The sequence below is a fragment of the Pseudomonas sp. X4 genome, from assembly GCF_040784925.1.
GTDB lineage: Bacteria > Pseudomonadota > Gammaproteobacteria > Pseudomonadales > Pseudomonadaceae > Aquipseudomonas > Aquipseudomonas putida_Z.
In genome coordinates, this window is the sequence record NZ_CP160798.1 from 2,739,708 (window position 1) to 2,758,896 (window position 19,189).

The 19,189-nt window shown below is 63.2% G+C and carries 17 protein-coding genes; 9 read left to right on the forward strand and 8 right to left on the reverse strand.

The genetic code is table 11. The features are described from left to right. The first annotated feature begins 291 nt into the window (after window positions 1-291). Together ABX298_RS12105 and ABX298_RS12110 are read left to right on the forward strand one after the other, a co-directional pair. A complete protein-coding gene (locus ABX298_RS12105) occupies window positions 292-1,668 on the forward strand; it encodes an L-serine ammonia-lyase (protein WP_025337375.1) in 1,377 nt (458 codons plus the stop codon). Between the two features lie 517 nt (window positions 1,669-2,185). Beyond that, window positions 2,186-3,292 carry a GlxA family transcriptional regulator gene (locus tag ABX298_RS12110; RefSeq protein ID WP_025337376.1) on the forward strand — a complete coding sequence of 369 codons (1,107 nt, stop codon included), beginning with the start codon at window positions 2,186-2,188 and terminating at the stop codon, window positions 3,290-3,292. Between the two features lie 119 nt (window positions 3,293-3,411). On the opposite strand, the gene ABX298_RS12115 is transcribed toward ABX298_RS12110, so the two are convergent. From ABX298_RS12115 to choX, 5 genes are all read right to left on the reverse strand, one after another. Then, window positions 3,412-3,669: a hypothetical protein gene (locus tag ABX298_RS12115; RefSeq protein WP_003257487.1), complete on the reverse strand. Its 258-nt coding sequence runs from the start codon at window positions 3,667-3,669 to the stop codon at window positions 3,412-3,414. Between the two features lie 425 nt (window positions 3,670-4,094). Continuing rightward, a complete protein-coding gene (locus tag ABX298_RS12120; RefSeq protein WP_075044351.1) occupies window positions 4,095-4,571 on the reverse strand; it encodes a thioesterase family protein in 477 nt (158 codons plus the stop codon). A 10-nt stretch (window positions 4,572-4,581) separates the two neighbouring features. Further along, window positions 4,582-5,547 (reverse strand): L-carnitine dehydrogenase, encoded by a 966-nt coding sequence (locus tag ABX298_RS12125; protein ID WP_367394433.1) that lies wholly within the window; start codon window positions 5,545-5,547, stop codon window positions 4,582-4,584. Between the two features lie 18 nt (window positions 5,548-5,565). Next, complete coding sequence (locus tag ABX298_RS12130) at window positions 5,566-6,450, reverse strand: 3-keto-5-aminohexanoate cleavage protein (RefSeq protein WP_046614490.1); 885 nt, start codon at window positions 6,448-6,450, stop codon at window positions 5,566-5,568. A gap of 121 nt (window positions 6,451-6,571) precedes the next feature. Beyond that, complete coding sequence (choX, locus tag ABX298_RS12135) at window positions 6,572-7,516, reverse strand: choline ABC transporter substrate-binding protein (protein WP_013970502.1); 945 nt, start codon at window positions 7,514-7,516, stop codon at window positions 6,572-6,574. Between the two features lie 147 nt (window positions 7,517-7,663). Here choX and ABX298_RS12140 point away from each other — a divergent pair, with 147 nt between their 5' ends. Then, window positions 7,664-8,626, forward strand: coding sequence for a GlxA family transcriptional regulator (locus ABX298_RS12140; RefSeq protein ID WP_367394434.1), 963 nt, complete (start codon window positions 7,664-7,666; stop codon window positions 8,624-8,626). On the opposite strand, the gene ABX298_RS12145 is transcribed toward ABX298_RS12140, so the two are convergent. From ABX298_RS12145 to ABX298_RS12155, 3 genes are all read right to left on the reverse strand, one after another. Continuing rightward, window positions 8,617-9,168, reverse strand: a complete 552-nt coding sequence (locus ABX298_RS12145; protein ID WP_075044353.1) for a hypothetical protein — start codon at window positions 9,166-9,168, stop codon at window positions 8,617-8,619. The two genes, ABX298_RS12140 and ABX298_RS12145, sit on opposite strands and share 10 nt — an antisense overlap. Before the next feature lie 66 nt (window positions 9,169-9,234). After that, window positions 9,235-9,951 (reverse strand): hypothetical protein, encoded by a 717-nt coding sequence (locus ABX298_RS12150; RefSeq protein ID WP_080958440.1) that lies wholly within the window; start codon window positions 9,949-9,951, stop codon window positions 9,235-9,237. 115 nt (window positions 9,952-10,066) lie between these two features. Further along, the gene (locus ABX298_RS12155) at window positions 10,067-10,468 is read right to left on the reverse strand and encodes a lysozyme inhibitor LprI family protein (RefSeq protein ID WP_003257504.1); all 402 of its coding nucleotides are present in this window, start codon (window positions 10,466-10,468) and stop codon (window positions 10,067-10,069) included. A gap of 287 nt (window positions 10,469-10,755) precedes the next feature. Here ABX298_RS12155 and ABX298_RS12160 point away from each other — a divergent pair, with 287 nt between their 5' ends. From ABX298_RS12160 to ABX298_RS12185, 6 genes are all read left to right on the forward strand, one after another. Next, on the forward strand, window positions 10,756-11,733 hold the full coding sequence (locus tag ABX298_RS12160) for a dipeptidase (RefSeq protein WP_003257506.1): 978 nt from the start codon (window positions 10,756-10,758) through the stop codon (window positions 11,731-11,733). Between the two features lie 77 nt (window positions 11,734-11,810). Then, complete coding sequence (locus ABX298_RS12165) at window positions 11,811-12,341, forward strand: DUF5943 domain-containing protein (protein WP_013970507.1); 531 nt, start codon at window positions 11,811-11,813, stop codon at window positions 12,339-12,341. Between the two features lie 15 nt (window positions 12,342-12,356). Further along, window positions 12,357-14,417 carry a dimethylglycine demethylation protein DgcA gene (gene dgcA / locus ABX298_RS12170; protein WP_025337383.1) on the forward strand — a complete coding sequence of 687 codons (2,061 nt, stop codon included), beginning with the start codon at window positions 12,357-12,359 and terminating at the stop codon, window positions 14,415-14,417. 177 nt (window positions 14,418-14,594) lie between these two features. Next, entirely contained in the window at window positions 14,595-16,547 is a 1,953-nt protein-coding gene (gene dgcB / locus ABX298_RS12175) for a dimethylglycine demethylation protein DgcB (protein WP_013970509.1), read from the forward strand. Then, window positions 16,547-17,779, forward strand: coding sequence for an electron transfer flavoprotein subunit alpha/FixB family protein (locus tag ABX298_RS12180; protein WP_025337385.1), 1,233 nt, complete (start codon window positions 16,547-16,549; stop codon window positions 17,777-17,779). Before dgcB ends, ABX298_RS12180 begins: the two co-directional genes overlap by 1 nt. A 10-nt stretch (window positions 17,780-17,789) precedes the next feature. Beyond that, window positions 17,790-18,560, forward strand: a complete 771-nt coding sequence (locus ABX298_RS12185) for an electron transfer flavoprotein subunit beta (protein WP_003257512.1) — start codon at window positions 17,790-17,792, stop codon at window positions 18,558-18,560. Window positions 18,561-19,189 lie beyond the last annotated feature (629 nt).

The window sequence follows — 19,189 nt, forward strand, 5'->3', positions numbered from 1 at the left end:
CCAGTACGGAACGGGTCGTATCCAGTATGGGCGATGTCGCTTATGGATTTTTCCACCCCCTCAGCCGCATTTTTACGTCACCAGGCCGCCGGAAAGCGGCGTGGCGAGGGCAGCTCCCCGGTAAAAAACAGCGCGGCGCTGCTGGACAAAAGTACGTCGGTTGCAGACGGCGAGGGGGTTGGTAAAAGCCCGATGATGCGTGCATTCAAGGCGGCCCGCTGCTTCAGCCTAGCAGCTGCCCCGCCCTGCGCATGGCGCGCAGAGACAAGCCCAGCAAGAGGTGATTCGACAATGGCCATCAGCGTGTTCGACCTGTTCAAGATCGGTGTCGGGCCCTCCAGCTCCCACACCGTCGGCCCCATGCGTGCTGGCGCCCTGTTCGTTCAGGGCCTGCGCGAACGCGGCGAGCTGGAACGTGTGAAGCGGATCGAAGTGCGCCTGTATGGCTCGCTGTCGGCCACGGGTGTGGGGCATGGCACCGACAATGCCACCATCATGGGCCTGATGGGTGAATGGCCTGACGCCATCGACCCGACCCAGATCGCACCGCGTATCGCCGACCTGCGCGAAACCAACACCCTGCAGCTGGACAGCCGCCTGCCCATCGAATTCGTCTGGGCCCGCGACATGCTGCTGCTGGACGAGAACCTGCCGTACCACCCCAACGCGATGACCCTGATTGCCGAAGGCGAGCAGGGCGAGCTGCACCGCGACACCTACTACTCGGTGGGTGGCGGCTTCGTGGTCGATGCCGCCCAGGCCGCCAGCGGCGTGCTGGATGCCGACCAGACGGTGCTGCCGTACGACTTCAACAGCGCCGCCGAACTGCTGCGCCTGTGCAAGCAAAACGACCTCAGCGTGTCGCAATTGATGATGGCGAACGAGAAGGTCTGGCGCAGCGAGGAAGAGATCCGCGCCGGCCTGCACAAGCTCTGGGAAGCCATGCAGGAATGCGTCAACAACGGCCTCAAGTACGAAGGCACGCTGCCTGGCGGGTTGAACGTGCGCCGCCGCGCCGCCAAGCTGCACCGCAGCCTGCAGGAAATCGGCAAGCCCAACGTGATCGGCTCGACCATGAGCGCCATGGAGTGGGTCAACCTGTTCGCCCTGGCGGTCAACGAAGAAAACGCCGCCGGCGGGCGCATGGTTACCGCGCCGACCAACGGTGCGGCGGGCATCATCCCGGCGGTGTTGCACTACTACATGCGCTTCAGCGATGCGGTGGACGAGTCCAGCGTGGTCGACTTCTTCCTCGGTGCTGCCGCGGTGGGCATCCTGTGCAAGAAGAACGCGTCGATATCCGGTGCCGAAGTGGGTTGCCAGGGTGAAGTCGGTTCGGCTTGCGCCATGGCCGCGGCGGGCCTTGCCGAAGTGCTGGGTGCCACCCCGCCACAGGTGGAGAACGCTGCCGAGATCGCCCTGGAGCACAACCTGGGCCTGACCTGCGACCCGGTCGGCGGGTTGGTGCAGGTGCCGTGCATCGAGCGCAACGCGATCGCCGCGGTAAAGGCCATCAACGCGGTGCAGATGGCCCTGCGGGGTGATGGCGAGCACTTCATTTCCCTCGACCAGGTGATCCGTACCATGCGCGATACCGGGGCCGACATGCACGACAAGTACAAAGAGACCTCGCGCGGTGGTTTGGCAGTCAGCGCGATCGAGTGCTGATAGCTTGATCTGACCTCAAGGGCCTCTTCGCGGGTGAACCCGCTCCCACAGGTACTGCGTTGCTCTCACTCGCGGTGCTGTACTTGTGGGAGCGGGTTTACCCGCGAAGAGGCCCTTGAGTTTGACGCAGGTGCAGCACAGCCCCCCAATGCCCCTTTATGGTGCAGTACGGCGCATACCGATCGTCGGGTGTCGTTATCAGTGTGGGCGTTGTCGGTGACACTCAAGAGTGTCGTTTCTGGGCATCTTACACTGCGCATGTCACCAAATTGCTCAGCCGTTACACGCACAGCGCCTAGCACGCCAGTTCCACGAAGATTGGCCAACTCGATCAAAGCACCTGATTTGCCTGACAAAGGCGTCGTTTTCAGGTTTTTTTGGATAGCCGTTCAATTTCAGGCACGGCGTTTGCGTTGAGATTGGCACCAAGGCCCCTGCACATGAACCGGGGCCATACATAACAAGAAATCAGTGCTCGCCTGAGGCACACCCTGCATTTGTGTGAGGAGAAATCGCGATGACGTCGTACACCTCCGGGAACCCAACCCAGAACCGCACAGCCCCCCAGTCCATCGGGTTTCTCCTACTGGACAATTTCACCCTCATTTCCCTGGCATCGGCCGTCGAGCCGCTGCGCATGGCCAACCAGCTTTCCGGCCGCGAGCTGTACCGCTGGCACACCCTCACCGCCGATGGTGGACAGGTGTGGGCCAGCGATGGCTTGCAGATAACCCCTGACGCCGCCATGCACAGTGCGCCCCCCATCGATACCGTGATTGTCTGTGGCGGCGTGGGCATCCAGCGCAGCGTTACTCGCGAGCATGTCACCTGGTTGCAAACCCAGGCCCGTCAGTCGCGCCGTCTGGGCGCGGTATGTACCGGTAGCTGGGCCTTGGCCTGTGCCGGGCTGCTGGATGGTTTCGATTGCAGCGTGCACTGGGAATGCCTGGCGGCCATGCAGGAGGCCTACCCGCGGGTCAACATGAGCACCCGCCTGTTCACCCTCGACCGTAACCGCTTCACCAGCTCCGGCGGCACTGCGCCGCTGGACATGATGCTGCACCTGATCAGCCGCGACCATGGCCGTGAACTGTCGGCTGCGATTTCCGAAATGTTCGTCTACGAGCGCATCCGCAACGAGCAGGATCACCAGCGCGTGCCGCTCAAGCACATGCTTGGCACCAACCAGCCGAAGCTGCAGGAAATCGTCGCGCTGATGGAGGCCAACCTCGAAGAGCCGATCGACCTGGACGAACTGGCGGTATACGTGTCGGTATCGCGTCGGCAGCTCGAGCGCCTGTTCCAGAAGTACCTGCACTGTTCGCCGTCGCGTTACTACCTGAAGCTGCGCCTGATCCGCGCCCGGCAGCTGCTGAAGCAGACGCCGATGTCGATCATCGAAGTGGCGTCGGTGTGCGGCTTCGTGTCTACCCCGCACTTCTCCAAGTGCTACCGCGAATACTTCGGCATTCCGCCGCGTGACGAGCGCGTGGGCTCCAACACCGCGCAGCAGGTGGCGATGATGCCGATCCCGCAGGCCATGACTCTGTCGCCGCACAGCGGACCGATGGCGGCCCTGAGCCAGGCGCGCAACGAGTCGACCTTTGCCAGTGTAAGGCTCTGAAACAGCACTGGCCTCTTCGCGGGTAAACCCGCTCCCACAGGTACTGCACTGAATTCAAAAGCAGTGCAGTACCTGTGGGAGCGGGTTTACCCGCGAAGAGGCCAGTACAGGAAAACGAATCAGCCGCGCTTGTTGAACTGCGCCAACGCCGGCAACAGCTGTTTGTCGATGGCTTGGCGCACCGCCGGCAGGATCGTCGCACTACCGGTATACATCTGCTCCACCATCCCCTTCAGCGCCCGTGCATTGGGCTCGGTCAGCCCACGCACCACCGCTTCGCACGCCTGCTCGGCAGTAGCGCCGGCCGGAATCTCGAACCCGCGCGCGCGCAGGTGGCCTGCCAGATCGTCCTGGTCAATCAAATCCGCATGCATCATGGCTGTTGTCCCTTTTATCGCTAAGAGAGTGCTGCTGTGATTTACGACCGATTCTGTGACGCCGGCGACATGCCCGCAACAACAGAATGGCGCCATGGCTGCTTTGGCTAAGAACAGGTCGTTCCCGGCTAAATCCACCTGCCGGGAAGTGCGCAAACTCAAGCCATCTACCGCAACGGAGGGTTTGGTCACCCTCGTTCGTGCACAGTGGATGTTGCTCGCTCTTGGCCCCGGATGCTCACGGCTTTCCGGGGTTATTTTTTTGCCCGACGCAACACCGCCGCCGCTGTTGGCACACTGTCTTGCTTGCTCAATACTTGCAGGCATGCATGCCCTCTGTGGGAGCGGGTTCACCCGCGAATGCGTCGGTAGCATCACCATCGCATTCGCGGGTGAACCCGCTCCCACAGGGTACGCAGTTTTGTTCAGGATCGGGTGTTCAAACCCATCACACGGCCGACGAACTCAGCCGAGGGCACATCCTGCTGCTCATCCACCAACCCTTGCAGCAACCCGACACTACGCTCACTGAACGGCGCCGACTTCGGCCCCGCCAGGTCTACATGCAGCAGCATCTGCTCACTGGCCGCCAGCGCTTCGTCGAACCCTGCCCGGTGCAGGCTGTGGTAGACATGCAGGCGCTTGCGGTCGAAGCCGATGATCTGCGTCTGCACCCATACCTCGGTGCCCAGCTTCACTTCGTGCAGGTAGTTGATGTGCGCCTCGAGGGTGAACAGCGAGTTACCGCTCTGGCCGCGGCTGTCGGCATCCAGGCCGATGCGCTCCATCAGCGCGTCGGTGGCGTAGCTGAAGATCAGCAGGTAGAAGGCATCGCGCAGGTGCCCGTTGTAGTCGACCCAGTCCTCCTGGACTGGGGTGCGGTAGGTGATCAGTGCGGGCATCGCGGTCTCCTCAGTCGCCGAAAGCCATACCGTGCTTGGCCTTGCTGGTCTTCACCGCTTCCAGCACTGCCAACAGGGTGTCATCACGATAACGCTCCAGCGCGGCGATGCTGCGGTCGCCCAGTTGCTCGGAGGTGCCTTCGACCACATCGTCGATCAGTTTGTCGGTCAGCTCTGGTGCCGGCAGGTAAGTCCACGGTAGCTGCAGCGCCGGGCCGAACTGGGCCATGAAGTGACGCATGCCTGCGTCACCACCGGCCAGGGTGTAGGTGAGGAACGTACCCATGAACGACCAGCGCAGGCCGGCGCCGAAGCGGATGGCATCGTCGATCTCGCCGGTGCTGGCCACGCCGTCGTTGACCAGGTGCAGGGCCTCGCGCCACAGGGCTTCGAGCAGGCGGTCGGCGATGAACCCGGGCACTTCCTTGCGTACATGCAGCGGGCGCATGCCCAGGGCGGTGTAGATGGTCCTGGCAGCTTCAATGGCCTCGGGGGTGGTGCGCTTGCCACCGACGATTTCCACCAGTGGCAGCAGGTACACCGGGTTGAACGGGTGGCCGACCACGCAGCGCTCGGGGTGGGTGGCCGATTCGTAAAACTCCCTGGGCAGCAGCCCCGAGGTGCTGGAACCTATGATCGCGTCGGGTTTGGCGGCAGCGCTGATCTTTGCGTGCAGGTCGAGCTTCAGGTCCAGGCGTTCAGGGGCGCTTTCCTGGATGAAATCGGCATCGCGGACGCATTCCTCGATGGTGGCGACGAACTTCAGGCGGTCTTGTGAGGCGCCTGGTGCCAGGCCTTGCTTTTCCAATGCCGGCCAGGCGTTGGCGATGCGTTTGCGCAACGCCTGCTCGGCGCCTGTCGCCGGGTCCCAGGCGACCACGTCCAGCCCGTGGGCCAGGGCGCGCGCGACCCAGCCGCTGCCGATCACGCCACTACCCAGGGCGGCGAAGGTCTTGATCTCGGTGATGAAGGTCATGTTGGGCTCCTGAAAGTGTCAGCGGCGTTTGAGGTTCATCTTTTCCCGGCCTTCGGCCGGGGTCAGCACACGGGCGCCAAGGCGCGAAATGATCTCTACCGCGCGCTCGACCAACTGGCCGTTGCTGGCCAGCACGCCACGGTCCAGGTACAGGTTGTCCTCCAGGCCCACCCGCACGTTGCCGCCCAGCAGCACCGCCTGTGCGGCCATCGGCATCTGCATGCGGCCGATGCCGAACCCGGCCCAGGTGACGTTGGCCGGCAGGTTGTCGACCATCGCCTTCATGGTGGTGGTATCGGCCGGCGCGCCCCACGGGATGCCCAGGCAAAGCTGGAACAGTGGGTCGTCGAGCAGGCCTTCCTTCATCATCTGCTTGGCGAACCACAGGTGGCCGGTGTCGAAGATTTCCAGCTCGGCTTTTACCCCCAGCTCGGTAATGCGCTTGGCGCCGGCGCGCAGTTGTGCCGGGGTGGAGACGTAGATCGAGTTACCGTCGCCGAAGTTGAGGGTGCCGCAGTCGAGGGTGCAGATTTCCGGCAGCAGCGCTTCGACGTGGGCCAGGCGCTCCAGTGGGCCGATCAGGTCGGTACCCGGGCCGAATTCCAGTGGTGTTTCACCCGGGCCGATTTCCAGGTCGCCACCCATGCCCGCGGTAAGGTTGACGATGATGTCCACGTCGGCTTCACGGATGCGTTCCATGACTTCGCGATACAGCGCCACGTCACGGCTGAAGCGGCCGGTTTGCGGGTCGCGCACGTGGCAGTGGACCACGGTGGCGCCAGCTTTGGCGGCCTCTACGGCAGACTCGGCGATCTGCTTGGGGGTGACTGGAACAAGGTGGCTTTTCGAGGCGGTGTCGCCGGCGCCGGTGAGGGCGCAGGTGATGATGACGTCGTGGTTCATGGCGGGGTTCCTTGTGGTGTCTGGTGGCCTTTTCGCGGGTAAACCCGCTCCCACAGGGGACGATGTTGCCCCTGGCATGTGCATGACTTGTGGGAGCGGGTTTACCCGCGAATGGGCCGGATCAGTTGGCAGTGAGGTTGAGGTTGTCGGCAGCCGGCTTGCCATCGAAGGTGGTCACACCCTCGAGCCAGCGGGCCTTGTCCTCGGGGTGGTCCTTGAGCCACTGGCGGGCCGACTCCAGCGCATCCTTGTGGTCGAGCAGCGGCTGCATCATGCGGCTCTCGTCCTCGGCGCTGAAGTTCAGGTTGGCCAGCAGGCGGTGGGCGTTGGGGCAGCGTTCGGCGTAGTCCGGCGCAGTCACCGTCCACACTGTCGCGCGGCCTTCGTCCGGGCCCAGGGCGTCCTGGCTGTCGCCCAGGTAGACCATGTCGATATTCACGTTCATCGGGTGCGGTGCCCAGCCGAAGAACACCACAGCCTCGTTGCGCCGCACCGCGCGGTCGACGGCGGCGAGCATGCCGGCCTCGCTGGACTCGACCAGCTGGAACTTGCCCAGGCCGAACTGGTTCTTGGCGATCATTGCCTTGATCTGGGTGTTGGCGCCGGAACCCGGTTCGATGCCGTATATTTTCCCGCCCAGTTCCTTTTCGAACTTGTGGATGTCGGCGAAGGTCTTCAGGCCCTTGTCGGCCAGGTACTTGGGCACTGCCAGGGTGGCGCGGGCGTCTTCCAGGCTGGGTTTGTCGAGCACCTTGACCTGCTTGGCGTCGACGAACGGTGTGATGGTCTGGGTCATGATCGGGTTCCAGTAACCCAGGAACATGTCCAGGCGTTTGTCGCGGATGCCGGCGAAGATGATCTGCTGCGAGGCGCTGGTCTGCTTGGTCTGGTAGCCAAGGCCATCGAGCAGCACCTGGGCCATGGCGCTGGTGGCGATGACGTCGGTCCAGTTGACCACGCCCAGACGGACGTTCTTGCAGGCCGCAGGCTCGGCGGCGAATAGTGGGGAAGTGGCGATGCTGCTCAGGGCAAGGGTCAACAGGCTGCGGCGGATCAAGCTGTGCATGGTGGCTCTCCATCGGCAGTGCATATTGTTATTGGGGTTCGACCTCTCTGGGCCGTATGAAGAAGCTACGCTGCTGTCAGGGTGGAAAATCGCACCCTGGCGACCAACATTTGCACGGAGGCGACCACCTTTGCCGTGGAGCATGCAATGCCGCAAATCATTCACTTCCTGTTGTTGCCCGGGTTCTCGGCCATGGGTTTCATCAGTGCCTTGGAGCCACTGCGGGTGGCCAATCGTTTCAAGGGACCGTTGTATCGCTGGCAGGTGTTGAGCCTGGACGGCGGGGCGGTGCAGGCCAGCAATGGCATGTCGGTGAACGCCGATGCGGCGCTGGCGGCGGGCGAACCTGGTGGCATCCTGCTGATCGTCGCGGGTTTCGAGCCATTGGCCTGTTACGGGCCGGCGCTGCAGCAGGCGCTACGCCGCCTGGACCATGAGGGGGTGGTTCTGGGTGGCATCGATACCGGCGCGGTGGTGCTGGCCGAGGCCGGCCTGCTCGACGGCCACCGCGCCACCGTGCACTGGGAGGCACTGGAGGCGTTCAAGGAGAATTACCCGAGCCTGCAGGCCACCCAGGAACTGTTCGAAATCGACCGGCGGCGCATCACCTGTGCGGGCGGTACTGCCTCAATCGACCTGATGCTCGACCTGATTGCGCAATCCCATGGTAGCGAGCTGGCGGTGCAGGTTTCGGAGCAATTCGTGTTGGGCCGTATTCGGCCGCGGCAGGATCATCAGCGGATGCAGGTCGCCTCTCGCTATGGCATCAGCAATCGCAAGCTGGTGCAGGTGATCGGCGAGATGGAAAAGCATACCGAGCCACCGTTGAGCACATTGGAGCTGGCCGCCCGTGCCATGATCACCAGGCGTCAACTGGAGCGCTTGTTTCGCTTGTACCTGAATGATACGCCCAGTGGCTTCTATCTTGACCTGCGTCTGGACAAGGCGCGTCAGCTGCTGTGTCAGACGCAGATGAGCATCACGCAGGTCAGCGTGGCATGTGGTTTCGAGCTGCCGTCGTACTTCACCCGCCGTTACAAAAGACGCTTTGGGCGCTGTCCGCGTGAAGAACGTCAGGCGCTCAAGCCACAGCTGCCGGATCAGAACTGATCGAGGTCAGAAAGCGCCTGGAGGCGGTTTTCGACCTGTACTCGCCGTGCCTCGAAAGCCCGGGCGTCGAGTTTCGCGCCCATGTGGTCCAGTTGCAGGGCAAGGCGCGTACGTGGGGCATCCGGGTCGGTCGAACAGCACAGGTTGAAGACGATCGCCAACGGGCTGCCGCTGTCATCCAGGTCAAACTCGATGCGCAGGTGCGAGCTGGCCGAGGTGCTGCGCAGCAGGGCGAGGTCTGGCTGTTTCAAGCCATTAAGTATGTCGTTGGCAACCCGCTCGAACTTGAGGTTGCGACGCTGGGGCGCTGGAATCCAGCCGTTGAAGACGTCTTGAAACACAGCATCCGTGGGTACGCAGTTGATGCTTTTCGTCGTCCGTTCGATCAGTTCGACACCGCTGTTTTCCAGGCCTTGCAGAAAACGGTTGAACCAGCGCTGGCCATCCTGTTGGCGATCGTGAACCTGGTTGGCCTCCAGTTGCGCCAGGCGCAGGCAGGCATGAAGGTCTTCCCAGGGTTGGTTGGCAGGTTTGGTGGGCATGCTTGTGGCCCTCGCTGCAGGCGTAGGAAGGGGAACCTGGCGCCGCTGGGCGGCGCCAAGTGGAGGTCAGATGTCCAGCGCCAGGATGTCGAACGCCTGGCTGGCCAGCTTCATCCTGACGGCTTCGCGCATGGCGTCGAAGTGGCGAACACTGAACGAGCCCTGCTGCGAGGCCCGATATACCCGGGTGTTCGACTTGTCGATGATGCGGCCAGCGGAACCTGCGGTTTTCTCGGCCTTGTCATAGCTCAGCTGAACGCTGGTCATGTGCATGATCGGCAGGCCTTGCGGTGTCATCTCGCAGGCCGAAATCTGAATGGTGCTGGATTTGCCCGAAACGCTCACGCTGCTCTCTTCGAGCAGTTGCTGCGCCTTGGGTGTTTGCACGATCACTTCGAAGGAGCGTTTTACACAGCGGCTCAGGCGGTGGCTGGCGCCGATCTGGACGGTGACGATCTGCGGCACCAAGGTGGCCAGCGTGTGGGTGTCCTTGTCGATTGCTTCCTCGACATGGGCGGCGCCGGTCAGCGTCCAACCGAACTTGCCCAGGCCGTCGTTGTAGAAGTTGTACCACTCGCGCTGCTGGGTTTCCTTGTCGAACTTCTTGTTCGCCGACAGGTTCATCAGGCGCATGCCATCGAGCACGTCTTCGGCAACGCTGGCGGGTACATCCGGGGCAAAGATGCAGACGGTGTTGGCAACCATGACGGCGCGTTCTTCGCCTTCCTTCTTCAGGGCGGCAATGGCGCTGTTCATGTCGGTCTTGCTGATAGTGGAGGTCATGTCTTGGTTTCCGATCGAGTTCATCATCGGCACCTCGGGTGAGGCGCCGGGGACGCACTTTGGTTCGGATCGTCAAGACAGATAAGCCGAAAGCCTTTCCTGCCGAGGAACTCCCTTACTGCTGGCCGATGGACTGCAGGTACTCAGAGCGGTCATCGCTGCGCTGTGCCACGCAAGTGTTCCACGCCGCTTCGAACGCCTTGCTGCCCGGCTTCTCGGCGTAGGTTTCGACCTTGCAGTCGGCATCGCGCAGTTGCGTCCACAGTTTTTCGGCCGCCTCCATGCGCCCGGCCAGCGCATCTGCCTTGTCGCCTTCGTCGGCGTACTGGTCGCGAATGCGCTGTATCAGGTCGTCATACGCCGACTTCAGTTCACGCTCGGCCGTCTGCTTGTTGAACGCCGCGCAAGCGAATGTCTGCTGGTCGGTCTCGACGTTGTCGCACGGGGTGCTTTCTTCCTCGCCGGCCTGGGCGCCCGATACGACAGCCAGCAATACCAGCCATGCCATTGATTTCATCCGTTTTCTCCTCAACAAGGCTGACGAATCGGCTGGATTCTCGCTCAGCCGCCGACAAGACGATAGCTCCCTGAAGAAATGTTCATGAAACGGCCGGAAATGTCGTTATCGAGACTGTCTCTCATCGCCAGACGGCGCGCCAGAGGGCGCGATGTCGCGCATTGACGCTTTCGGCAAACCCCCTGTCGTTTTTGCATCGGGGCGCCTTTGGGCACAGGCATATGCTGGCCCCAAAGCGCCGGCAATAAGGTTTGGCGCAAACCCATTCAATAAAAGGGGACAGCCTGATGAGCCCAGCCGAACTTCACGCCGACAGCATCGTCATCGACGGCCTGATCATTGCCAAATGGAACCGCGAGCTGTTCGAGGACATGCGCAAAGGCGGGCTGACTGCGGCCAACTGCACGGTGTCGGTCTGGGAAGGCTTCAAGGCTACCGTCGACAATATCGCCGCCAGCCAGAAGCTGATCCGCGATAACAGCGACCTGGTGATGCCGGTACGCACCACCGCCGACATCCGCAAGGCCAAGGAACTGGGCAAGACCGGCATCCTCTTCGGCTTCCAGAACGCCCACGCCTTCGAAGACCAGATCGCCTACGTCGACGTGTTCAAGCAGCTGGGCGTGGGCATCGTGCAGATGTGCTACAACACCCAGAACCTGGTCGGCACCGGCTGCTACGAGCGTGACGGCGGCCTGTCGGGCTTCGGCCGCGAGATCGTTGCCGAAATGAACCGCGTCGGCATCATGTGCGACCTGTCGCACGTCGGCTCCAAGACCTCCGAAGAAGTCATCCTCGAGTCGAAAAAGCCGGTCTGCTACTCGCACTGTCTGCCTTCGGGCCTGAAAGAGCACCCGCGCAACAAGTCGGACGAAGAACTGAAGTTCATCGCCGACCACGGCGGTTTCGTCGGCGTGACCATGTTCGCGCCGTTCCTGGCCAAGGGCATCGACTCCACCATCGACGATTACGCCGAAGCCATCGAGTACACCATGAACATCGTCGGTGAAGACGCCATCGGTATCGGTACCGACTTCACCCAGGGCCACGGCCAGGACTTCTTCGAGTACCTGACCCACGACAAGGGCTACGCCCGTCGCCTGACCAACTTCGGCAAGATCATCAACCCGCTGGGCATCCGCACTGTGGGCGAATTCCCCAACCTCACCGAAACCTTGCTCAAGCGCGGCCACTCCGAGCGCGTGGTGCGCAAGATCATGGGTGAGAACTGGGTCAACGTCCTCAAGGACGTGTGGGGCGAGTAAGCCGCTCTCCAAGCCTGAAAGCCCCTGCCAGCAACGCCGGGGCATCCCAATAAAAAATTTTATGGAGTTGAGTTTCCATGGCCAAGATCGCCCCGCAATTGCCAATCGAAGTAGACAGCGAGACCGGTGTCTGGACCAGCGACGCCTTGCCGATGCTGTATGTGCCGCGCCATTTCTTCGTCAACAACCACATGGGCATCGAAGAAGTCCTGGGCGCCGACAAGTACGCCGAGATCCTCTACAAGGCCGGCTACAAGTCCGCCTGGCACTGGTGTGAAAAAGAAGCCGAGTGCCATGGCCTGGAAGGCGTGGCGGTGTTCGAGCACTACATGAAGCGCCTGAGCCAGCGCGGCTGGGGCCTGTTCGAAATCCAGGACATCGACCTCGACAAGGGCACCTGCAGCGTCAAGCTCAAGCACTCCGCGTTCGTGTACGTCTATGGCAAGTGCGGCCGCAAGGTCGACTACATGTTCACCGGCTGGTTCGCCGGCGCCATGGACCAGATTCTCGCTGCCCGCGGCAGCTCGATCCGCACCGTGGCCGAACAGGTCTATGGCGGGTCGGAAGAAGGCCACGAAGATGGCCTGTTCGTTACAAAGCCGTTGTAAGCCGGAGATAGCGTCATGGCATTCGAAGCAATGTTCCAGCCGATCCAGATCGGCAAACTGACCATCCGCAACCGTGTGCTCAGCACCGCGCACGCCGAGGTCTACGCCACTGACGGCGGCATGACGACCGACCGCTACGTGAAGTACTACGAAGAAAAGGCCAAGGGCGGTATCGGCCTGGCGATCTGCGGCGGCTCGTCGGTGGTGGCCATCGACAGCCCGCAGGAGTGGTGGGCGTCGGTCAACCTGTCGACCGACCGCATCATCCCGCACTTCCAGAACCTGGCCGACGCCATGCACAAGCATGGCGCCAAGATCATGATCCAGATTACCCACATGGGCCGTCGCTCGCGCTGGGACGGCTTCAACTGGCCGACCCTGATGTCGCCGTCGGGTATCCGTGAACCCGTGCACCGCGCCACCTGCAAGACCATCGAGGTGGAAGAGATCTGGCGCGTGATCGGCAACTACGCGCAAGCTGCCCGCCGCGCCAAGGAAGGTGGCCTGGACGGCGTGGAACTGTCGGCCGTGCACCAGCACATGATTGACCAGTTCTGGAGCCCGCGGGTCAACAAGCGTACCGACGAATGGGGCGGTACCTTCGAAGGCCGCATGAAGTTCGGCCTGGAAGTACTGAAGGCTGTGCGCGCCGAGGTCGGTGACGACTTCTGCGTGGGCATGCGTATCTGTGGCGACGAGTTCCACCCCGATGGCCTCAGCCACGAGGACATGAAGCAGATCGCTGCCTACTACGACGCCACTGGCATGCTCGACTTCATCGGCGTGGTCGGTTCGGGTTGCGACACCCACAACACCCTGGCCAACGTCATCCCGAACATGAGCTACCCGCCGGAGCCGTTCCTGCACCTGGCGGCCGGCATCAAGGAAGTGGTCAAGGTTCCGGTGCTGCACGCGCAGAACATCAAGGACCCGAACCAGGCCACGCGTATCCTCGAAGGCGGCTACGTGGACATGGTCGGCATGACCCGTGCGCACATGGCTGACCCGCACCTGATCGCCAAGATCAAGATGGGCCAGATCGACCAGATCAAGCAGTGCGTCGGTGCCAACTACTGCATCGACCGCCAGTACCAGGGCCTGGATGTACTGTGCATCCAGAACGCCGCGACCTCCCGTGAATACATGGGCGTGCCGCACATCATCGAGAAGACTACCGGCGCCAAGCGCAAGGTGGTGGTGGTTGGCGCCGGCCCGGCCGGCATGGAAGCGGCCCGCGTGGCTGCCGAACGTGGCCACGATGTGACCCTGTTCGAGAAGAAGGAGCAGATCGGCGGGCAGATCACCATCGCCGCCAAGGCCCCGCAGCGCGACCAGATCGCCGGTATCACCCGCTGGTACCAGCTGGAGCTGGCGCGCCTGAAGGTCGACCTGCGCCTGGGCACCGCCGCCGACGTGGCCGCCATCCAGGACCTGCGCCCGGACATCATCGTGCTGGCGGTGGGTGGGCATTCCTTCCTGGAGCAGAACGAGCACTGGGGCGCCGCCGAAGGGCTGGTAGTCAGCAGCTGGGACGTGCTCGACGGCAAGGTTGCGCCGGGCAAGAACGTGCTGGTGTACGACACCATCTGCGAGTTCACCGGCATGTCGGTGGCTGACTTCATCGCCGACAAGGGCAGCCAGGTCGAGATCGTCACCGACGACATCAAGCCGGGTGTGGCCATGGGCGGTACTACCTTCCCGACCTACTACCGCAGCATGTACCCGAAAGAAGTGATCATGACCGGCGACATGATGCTGGAAAAGGTCTACCGCGAAGGCGACAAGCTGGTGGCGGTGCTGGAAAACGAATACACCGGCGCCAAGGAAGAGCGTGTGGTCGACCAGGTGGTTGTGGAGAACGGCGTGCGTCCTGACGAGCAGCTGTACTACGCACTGAAGGAAGGTTCGCGCAACAAAGGCCAGATCGACGTGGAGGCACTGTTCGCCATCAAGCCACAGCCGATCCTCAGCCAGCCGGGCGAAGGCTACCTGCTGTACCGCATCGGCGACTGCGTGGCCCAGCGCAACGTGCATGCGGCGATCTACGACGCCTTGCGCCTGTGCAAGGACTTCTGATCGAGAAAAATCGTCGCCACCGGGCGCGGTCCCTGTGGGAGCGGGTTCACCCGCGAAAGCGTCAGCACAAGCAACAGAGTTGTCTGATCTGACGCATTCGCGGGTAAACCCGCTCCCACAAGGGGCCAATCCCACCTTCAGAGTGGCGCAAGAATCCAGCTGTTGTGGGAGCCTCCCATGTTGAACACCCTTCTACCTATCCTGCTGTTCGCTGCCCTTGGCCTGGCAGTGCTCGGCGCCCTGCGCCGGGTGCGCATGTGGCGGCGTGGCCGGCCGTCCAAGGTCAACCTGATCGGCGGCCTGCTGGCCATGCCGCGCCGCTACCTGGTCGACCTGCACCATGTGGTCGAGCGCGACAAGTACATGTCCAAGACCCACGTGGCCACCGCTGGCGGCTTCGTGCTGTCGGCCGTACTGGCGATCCTGGTGCACGGCTTCGGCCTGCAGAGCAAGATCCTCGGCTACGCGTTGCTGGTGGCCACGGTGATCATGTTCAGCGGCGCCATCTTCGTCTTCAAGCGCCGCCTCAACCCGCCTTCGCGCCTGTCCAAGGGCCCGTGGATGCGCCTGCCGAAGAGCCTGCTGGCGTTTGCCGTGAGCTTCTTCATCGCCACCTTGCCAGTCGCCGGCATCCTGCCGGCCAACACCGGTGGCTGGGTGATGGTGGGCATTCTGGGCCTGGGCGTGCTGTGGGGCGTGTCGGAGCTGTTCTTCGGCATGACCTGGGGCGGCCCGATGAAACACGCCTTCGCCGGTGCCCTGCACCTGGCCTGGCACCGTCGCGCCGAACGCTTCGGCGGCGGCCGTTCCACCGGCCTCAAGCCGCTGGACCTGGAAGACCCGAACGCGCCGCTGGGCGTGGAAAAGCCGGTGGACTTCACCTGGAACCAGCTGCTGGGCTTCGACGCCTGCGTGCAGTGCGGTAAATGCGAAGCCATGTGCCCGGCCTTTGCCGCCGGCCAGCCGCTGAACCCGAAAAAGCTCATCCAGGACATGGTCATCGGCCTGGCCGGTGGCACCGACGCGCAGTTCGCCGGCAGCCCATACCCGGGCAAACCGATCGGTGAGCATGGCGGCCACCCGCACCAGCCGATCGTCAATGGCCTGGTCGACGCCGAAACGCTGTGGTCGTGCACCACCTGCCGTGCCTGCGTCGAGGAATGCCCGATGATGATCGAGCACGTCGATGCCATCGTCGACATGCGCCGTCACCTCACCCTGGAAAAAGGCGCCACCCCGAACAAGGGCGCCGAAGTGCTGGACAACCTGATCGCTACCGACAATCCGGGCGGCTTCGCCCCAGGCGGGCGCATGAACTGGGCCGCCGACCTCAACCTGCAACTGCTGTCGGAGGTGAAAACCACCGAGGTACTGTTCTGGGTCGGTGACGGTGCCTTCGACATGCGCAACCAGCGCACCCTGCGCTCGTTCGTCAAAGTGCTCAAGGCGTCGGGCGTGGACTTTGCCGTGCTCGGCCTGGAAGAGCGCGACAGTGGCGACGTGGCGCGCCGTCTGGGCGATGAAGCGACCTTCCAGCAACTGGCCAAGCGCAATATCCAGACCCTGGCCAAGTACAAGTTCCAGCGCATCGTCACCTGCGACCCGCATAGCTTCCATGTGCTGAAGAACGAGTACGGCGCCCTGGGCGGGGACTATCAGGTGCAGCACCACAGCACCTACATCGCCGAACTGATCGCGGCCAACAAGCTCAACCTCGGCCAGCACAAGGGCGGCAGCGTCACCTACCACGACCCGTGCTACCTGGGCCGTTACAACGGCGAGTACGAAGCTCCGCGGGCTGTGCTCAAGGCCTTGGGTATCGAAGTGCGCGAGATGCAGCGCTCGGGCTTCCGTTCCCGTTGCTGCGGCGGTGGTGGCGGTGCGCCGATCACCGACATCCCTGGCAAGCAGCGTATCCCGGACATGCGCATGGACGACATCCGGGAGACCGAGGCCGAGCTGGTAGCTGTGGGTTGCCCACAGTGCACCGCCATGCTCGAAGGTGTGGTCGAACCGCGCCCGCAGATCAAGGACCTGGCCGAACTGGTGGCCGACGTGCTGATCGAAGAGGACGCGCCCTCTGCCCCAAAGCCGCAAACGGCCAAACGTGAACCTGCGGAGGTGCACTGATGAGCGACATTATCCGCCGCGACCCACGCGCCGAGTGGATCGCCCGTAACCGTCTGCACCCGCTGCATGCAGCGATGCAGACGCAGCAGACCAGCTGGATGGGGCCCAACGGCCTCATCCGCAAGAACCCCCACGCGATTGCCGCAGGCTTCATCGGCCCGGCCGGCATCAAGCGCATCGACCGCAGCGGCGCCCAGCAGGGCACCGCCGTGGGCGGGCGACGCACGGCGGCGGCCGAGGTCAAGCTGCCGCTGCACCAGGTGCCGGCGCCGGCGTTCTACATCGCCGTGGTGCCGGACATGGTCGGTGGCCGCCTGAGCAGCCACGACCGCGACCTGCTCGGCCTGGCCCACAGCCTGGCCGGCAACGACGGTGCGGTGCTGGCAGTGGTGTTTGGCGAGCACAAGGAAAGCAACTTTTCCACAGCCGGGGTCGACCGCCTGCTGGTCATCGAAGGCGAGGCTTTCGAAGGTTATGCACCGGAGCAACTGGTACAAGGCCTGCGGGCTGTGGATAACCAGTTCACCCCGCGCCACTGGCTGCTGCCCGACAGCCGCACCGGTGGTGGCGAACTGGGCCGGCGCCTGGGCGCGGCACTGGGTGAGCGCCCGGCGACGCGGGTATGGCAGGTCAAGGACGGCCAGTGCATCGGCCGTGCCGGTGCCGGCCAGCAAGATCTGCAGCGCGCCGTACCACGCTTGATCCTGGCGGCGGCCGAGTGCGCCGAGCCGGTCAGCGAAACCCGGCACGAAGCGCTGCCCGTGGAGTTGTCCACAAGCGTGGCGCGCAGCCTGTCGCGCATCGAAGACCTCGGCTCGGTGGCCGTGGACCCGGCCACCATTGCCATGGCTGAAGCCGAGTTCATCGTCTCGGGCGGCAACGGGGTCAAGGACTGGGACCTGTATCACAAGGCCACCGCGGCCCTTGGCGCCACTGAAGGCGCCTCGCGGGTGGCGGTGGACGACGGCTTCATGCCGCGCAACCGCCAGGTGGGTGCCACCGGTACCTGGGTTACCGCACGGGTCTACGTGGCTGTGGGTATCTCGGGCGCGATCCAGCACCTGCAGGGCATCGGCGCCTGCGACAAGGTGGTGGCGATCAACATGGACCCGGGCTGCGACATGATCAAACGGGCCGACCTGTCGGTAATTGGCGACAGTTCGGCGATTCTCCAGGCACTGATCGAGGCTGTGGACAACTACCGCAGCGGCGGCCAGCGCGACGCGGCATAAGGGCACGAGCATGAGTACGAAAGTGATCAGCCTGGTTTCCATCGGTGCCCACCCCAGCTCCGGCCGCGCTCGCCGCGCCGAGCAGGATGCGCGCGCCGTGGAGCTGGGTTTGCAGCTGGCTGGGGATAACTTGCAGGTGGTGCATGCCGGCGACCCACGGGAAGAGGCGCTGCGCGCCTACCTGGGGATGGGCCTGGACCATCTGGATGTGCTGGAGCAGCCGGCTGGTGCCGACGTGCTGGGCGTGCTCGGGGATTACCTGCGCGATGCCGGGGCACAGCTGGTGCTGACCGGTAGCCAGGCCGAGACCGGCGAAGGGTCGGGCATGTTGCCGTTCCTGCTGGCCGAAAAGCTCGGCTGGCCGCTGATTGTGGGGTTGGCTGAAGTGGAGTCGATCGACAACGGCACCGCCCAGGTATTGCAGGCGCTGCCGCGCGGTCAGCGGCGTCGGCTGAAGGTGCGCCTGCCGTTGCTGGCGACTGTGGATAACGCTGCGCCCAAGCCGCGCCAGAGCGCTTTCGGGCCGGCGCGTCGGGGTGTGTTGGCGGCACGCAACGTGGCTATCGTCGAAGACGAACTGCTGGCCGAAGCCGAACTGCAGCCAGCCCGCCCACGGCCCAAGCGGCTTAAGGTGATCAAGGCCAAGAGCGGTGCCGACCGGATGAAGGCGGCGACGGCCAAGGCCAGTGGCGGCGGTGGCAAGGTGTTGAAGGACGTTTCTCCACAGGAAGGCGCCGAGGCCATCCTCAAGCTGCTGGTGGAAGAGGGCGTGCTGCGCTGAAGTTTGAGGGTTGTAGGTCTCTTTGTGGGAGCGGCCTTGTGTCGCGAAAGGGCCGCGCAGCGGCCCCAGCCATTTCTGCTGTGATGCAAAAACCTGGGGCTGCTGCGCAGCCCTTTCGCGACACTAGGCCGCTCCCACATTGCATACACAGCATCCACCGAGCGCTTTTGCCCACCAAATCTGTTCGCCAAGGTGTGGATAAAGTGTTGGCGCATGGCCGCAGCCCTTGTATCACGTGGCCCCCAAGCTTTTGATCAAAAAACGATCAGTCTTATCCCTGCCTTCGCATGCAACGCGCGGCAGCACCCTCCTGATTTTGCCCACAATCGCTGTTAGCCGGTCTGTGGATAATCTGTTCGGTATCTCCTGTAAGCGGCGTAGTGAAAGGCTTTGGCAGACTTGTTCGAAAATTGATCAATCCCGTCAGAATCCTACGTAATGCCTGAAAATCAGGCCCTTGGGTCACTTATCAACAGGGCGATCGCAAAAAACTCATTGGTTGCCCACAAACTCTGTTGGTGTCTCTGTGGACAAGATGTATGAACTCCGCTGTAGCCCAATGAACATGCGATCTTGGCTGATATGGTCAAATAATGATCAGCGGCCTACCTGACATTTTTGCCAGTACG

Coding starts and splice junctions, on each gene's coding strand:
- ABX298_RS12130 (WP_046614490.1), bottom strand. CDS start 6,450: ATGAACCACGACGTCATCATCACCTGCGCCCTCACCGGCGCCGGCGAC.
- ABX298_RS12185 (WP_003257512.1), top strand. CDS start 17,790: ATGAGTACGAAAGTGATCAGCCTGGTTTCCATCGGTGCCCACCCCAGC.
- ABX298_RS12140 (WP_367394434.1), top strand. CDS start 7,664: ATGCCGCAAATCATTCACTTCCTGTTGTTGCCCGGGTTCTCGGCCATG.
- ABX298_RS12155 (WP_003257504.1), bottom strand. CDS start 10,468: ATGAAATCAATGGCATGGCTGGTATTGCTGGCTGTCGTATCGGGCGCC.
- ABX298_RS12125 (WP_367394433.1), bottom strand. CDS start 5,547: ATGACCTTCATCACCGAGATCAAGACCTTCGCCGCCCTGGGTAGTGGC.
- choX (WP_013970502.1), bottom strand. CDS start 7,516: ATGCACAGCTTGATCCGCCGCAGCCTGTTGACCCTTGCCCTGAGCAGC.
- ABX298_RS12150 (WP_080958440.1), bottom strand. CDS start 9,951: ATGACCTCCACTATCAGCAAGACCGACATGAACAGCGCCATTGCCGCC.
- dgcA (WP_025337383.1), top strand. CDS start 12,357: ATGGCATTCGAAGCAATGTTCCAGCCGATCCAGATCGGCAAACTGACC.
- ABX298_RS12145 (WP_075044353.1), bottom strand. CDS start 9,168: ATGCCCACCAAACCTGCCAACCAACCCTGGGAAGACCTTCATGCCTGC.
- ABX298_RS12105 (WP_025337375.1), top strand. CDS start 292: ATGGCCATCAGCGTGTTCGACCTGTTCAAGATCGGTGTCGGGCCCTCC.
- dgcB (WP_013970509.1), top strand. CDS start 14,595: ATGTTGAACACCCTTCTACCTATCCTGCTGTTCGCTGCCCTTGGCCTG.
- ABX298_RS12110 (WP_025337376.1), top strand. CDS start 2,186: ATGACGTCGTACACCTCCGGGAACCCAACCCAGAACCGCACAGCCCCC.
- ABX298_RS12180 (WP_025337385.1), top strand. CDS start 16,547: ATGAGCGACATTATCCGCCGCGACCCACGCGCCGAGTGGATCGCCCGT.
- ABX298_RS12120 (WP_075044351.1), bottom strand. CDS start 4,571: ATGCCCGCACTGATCACCTACCGCACCCCAGTCCAGGAGGACTGGGTC.
- ABX298_RS12160 (WP_003257506.1), top strand. CDS start 10,756: ATGAGCCCAGCCGAACTTCACGCCGACAGCATCGTCATCGACGGCCTG.
- ABX298_RS12115 (WP_003257487.1), bottom strand. CDS start 3,669: ATGATGCATGCGGATTTGATTGACCAGGACGATCTGGCAGGCCACCTG.
- ABX298_RS12165 (WP_013970507.1), top strand. CDS start 11,811: ATGGCCAAGATCGCCCCGCAATTGCCAATCGAAGTAGACAGCGAGACC.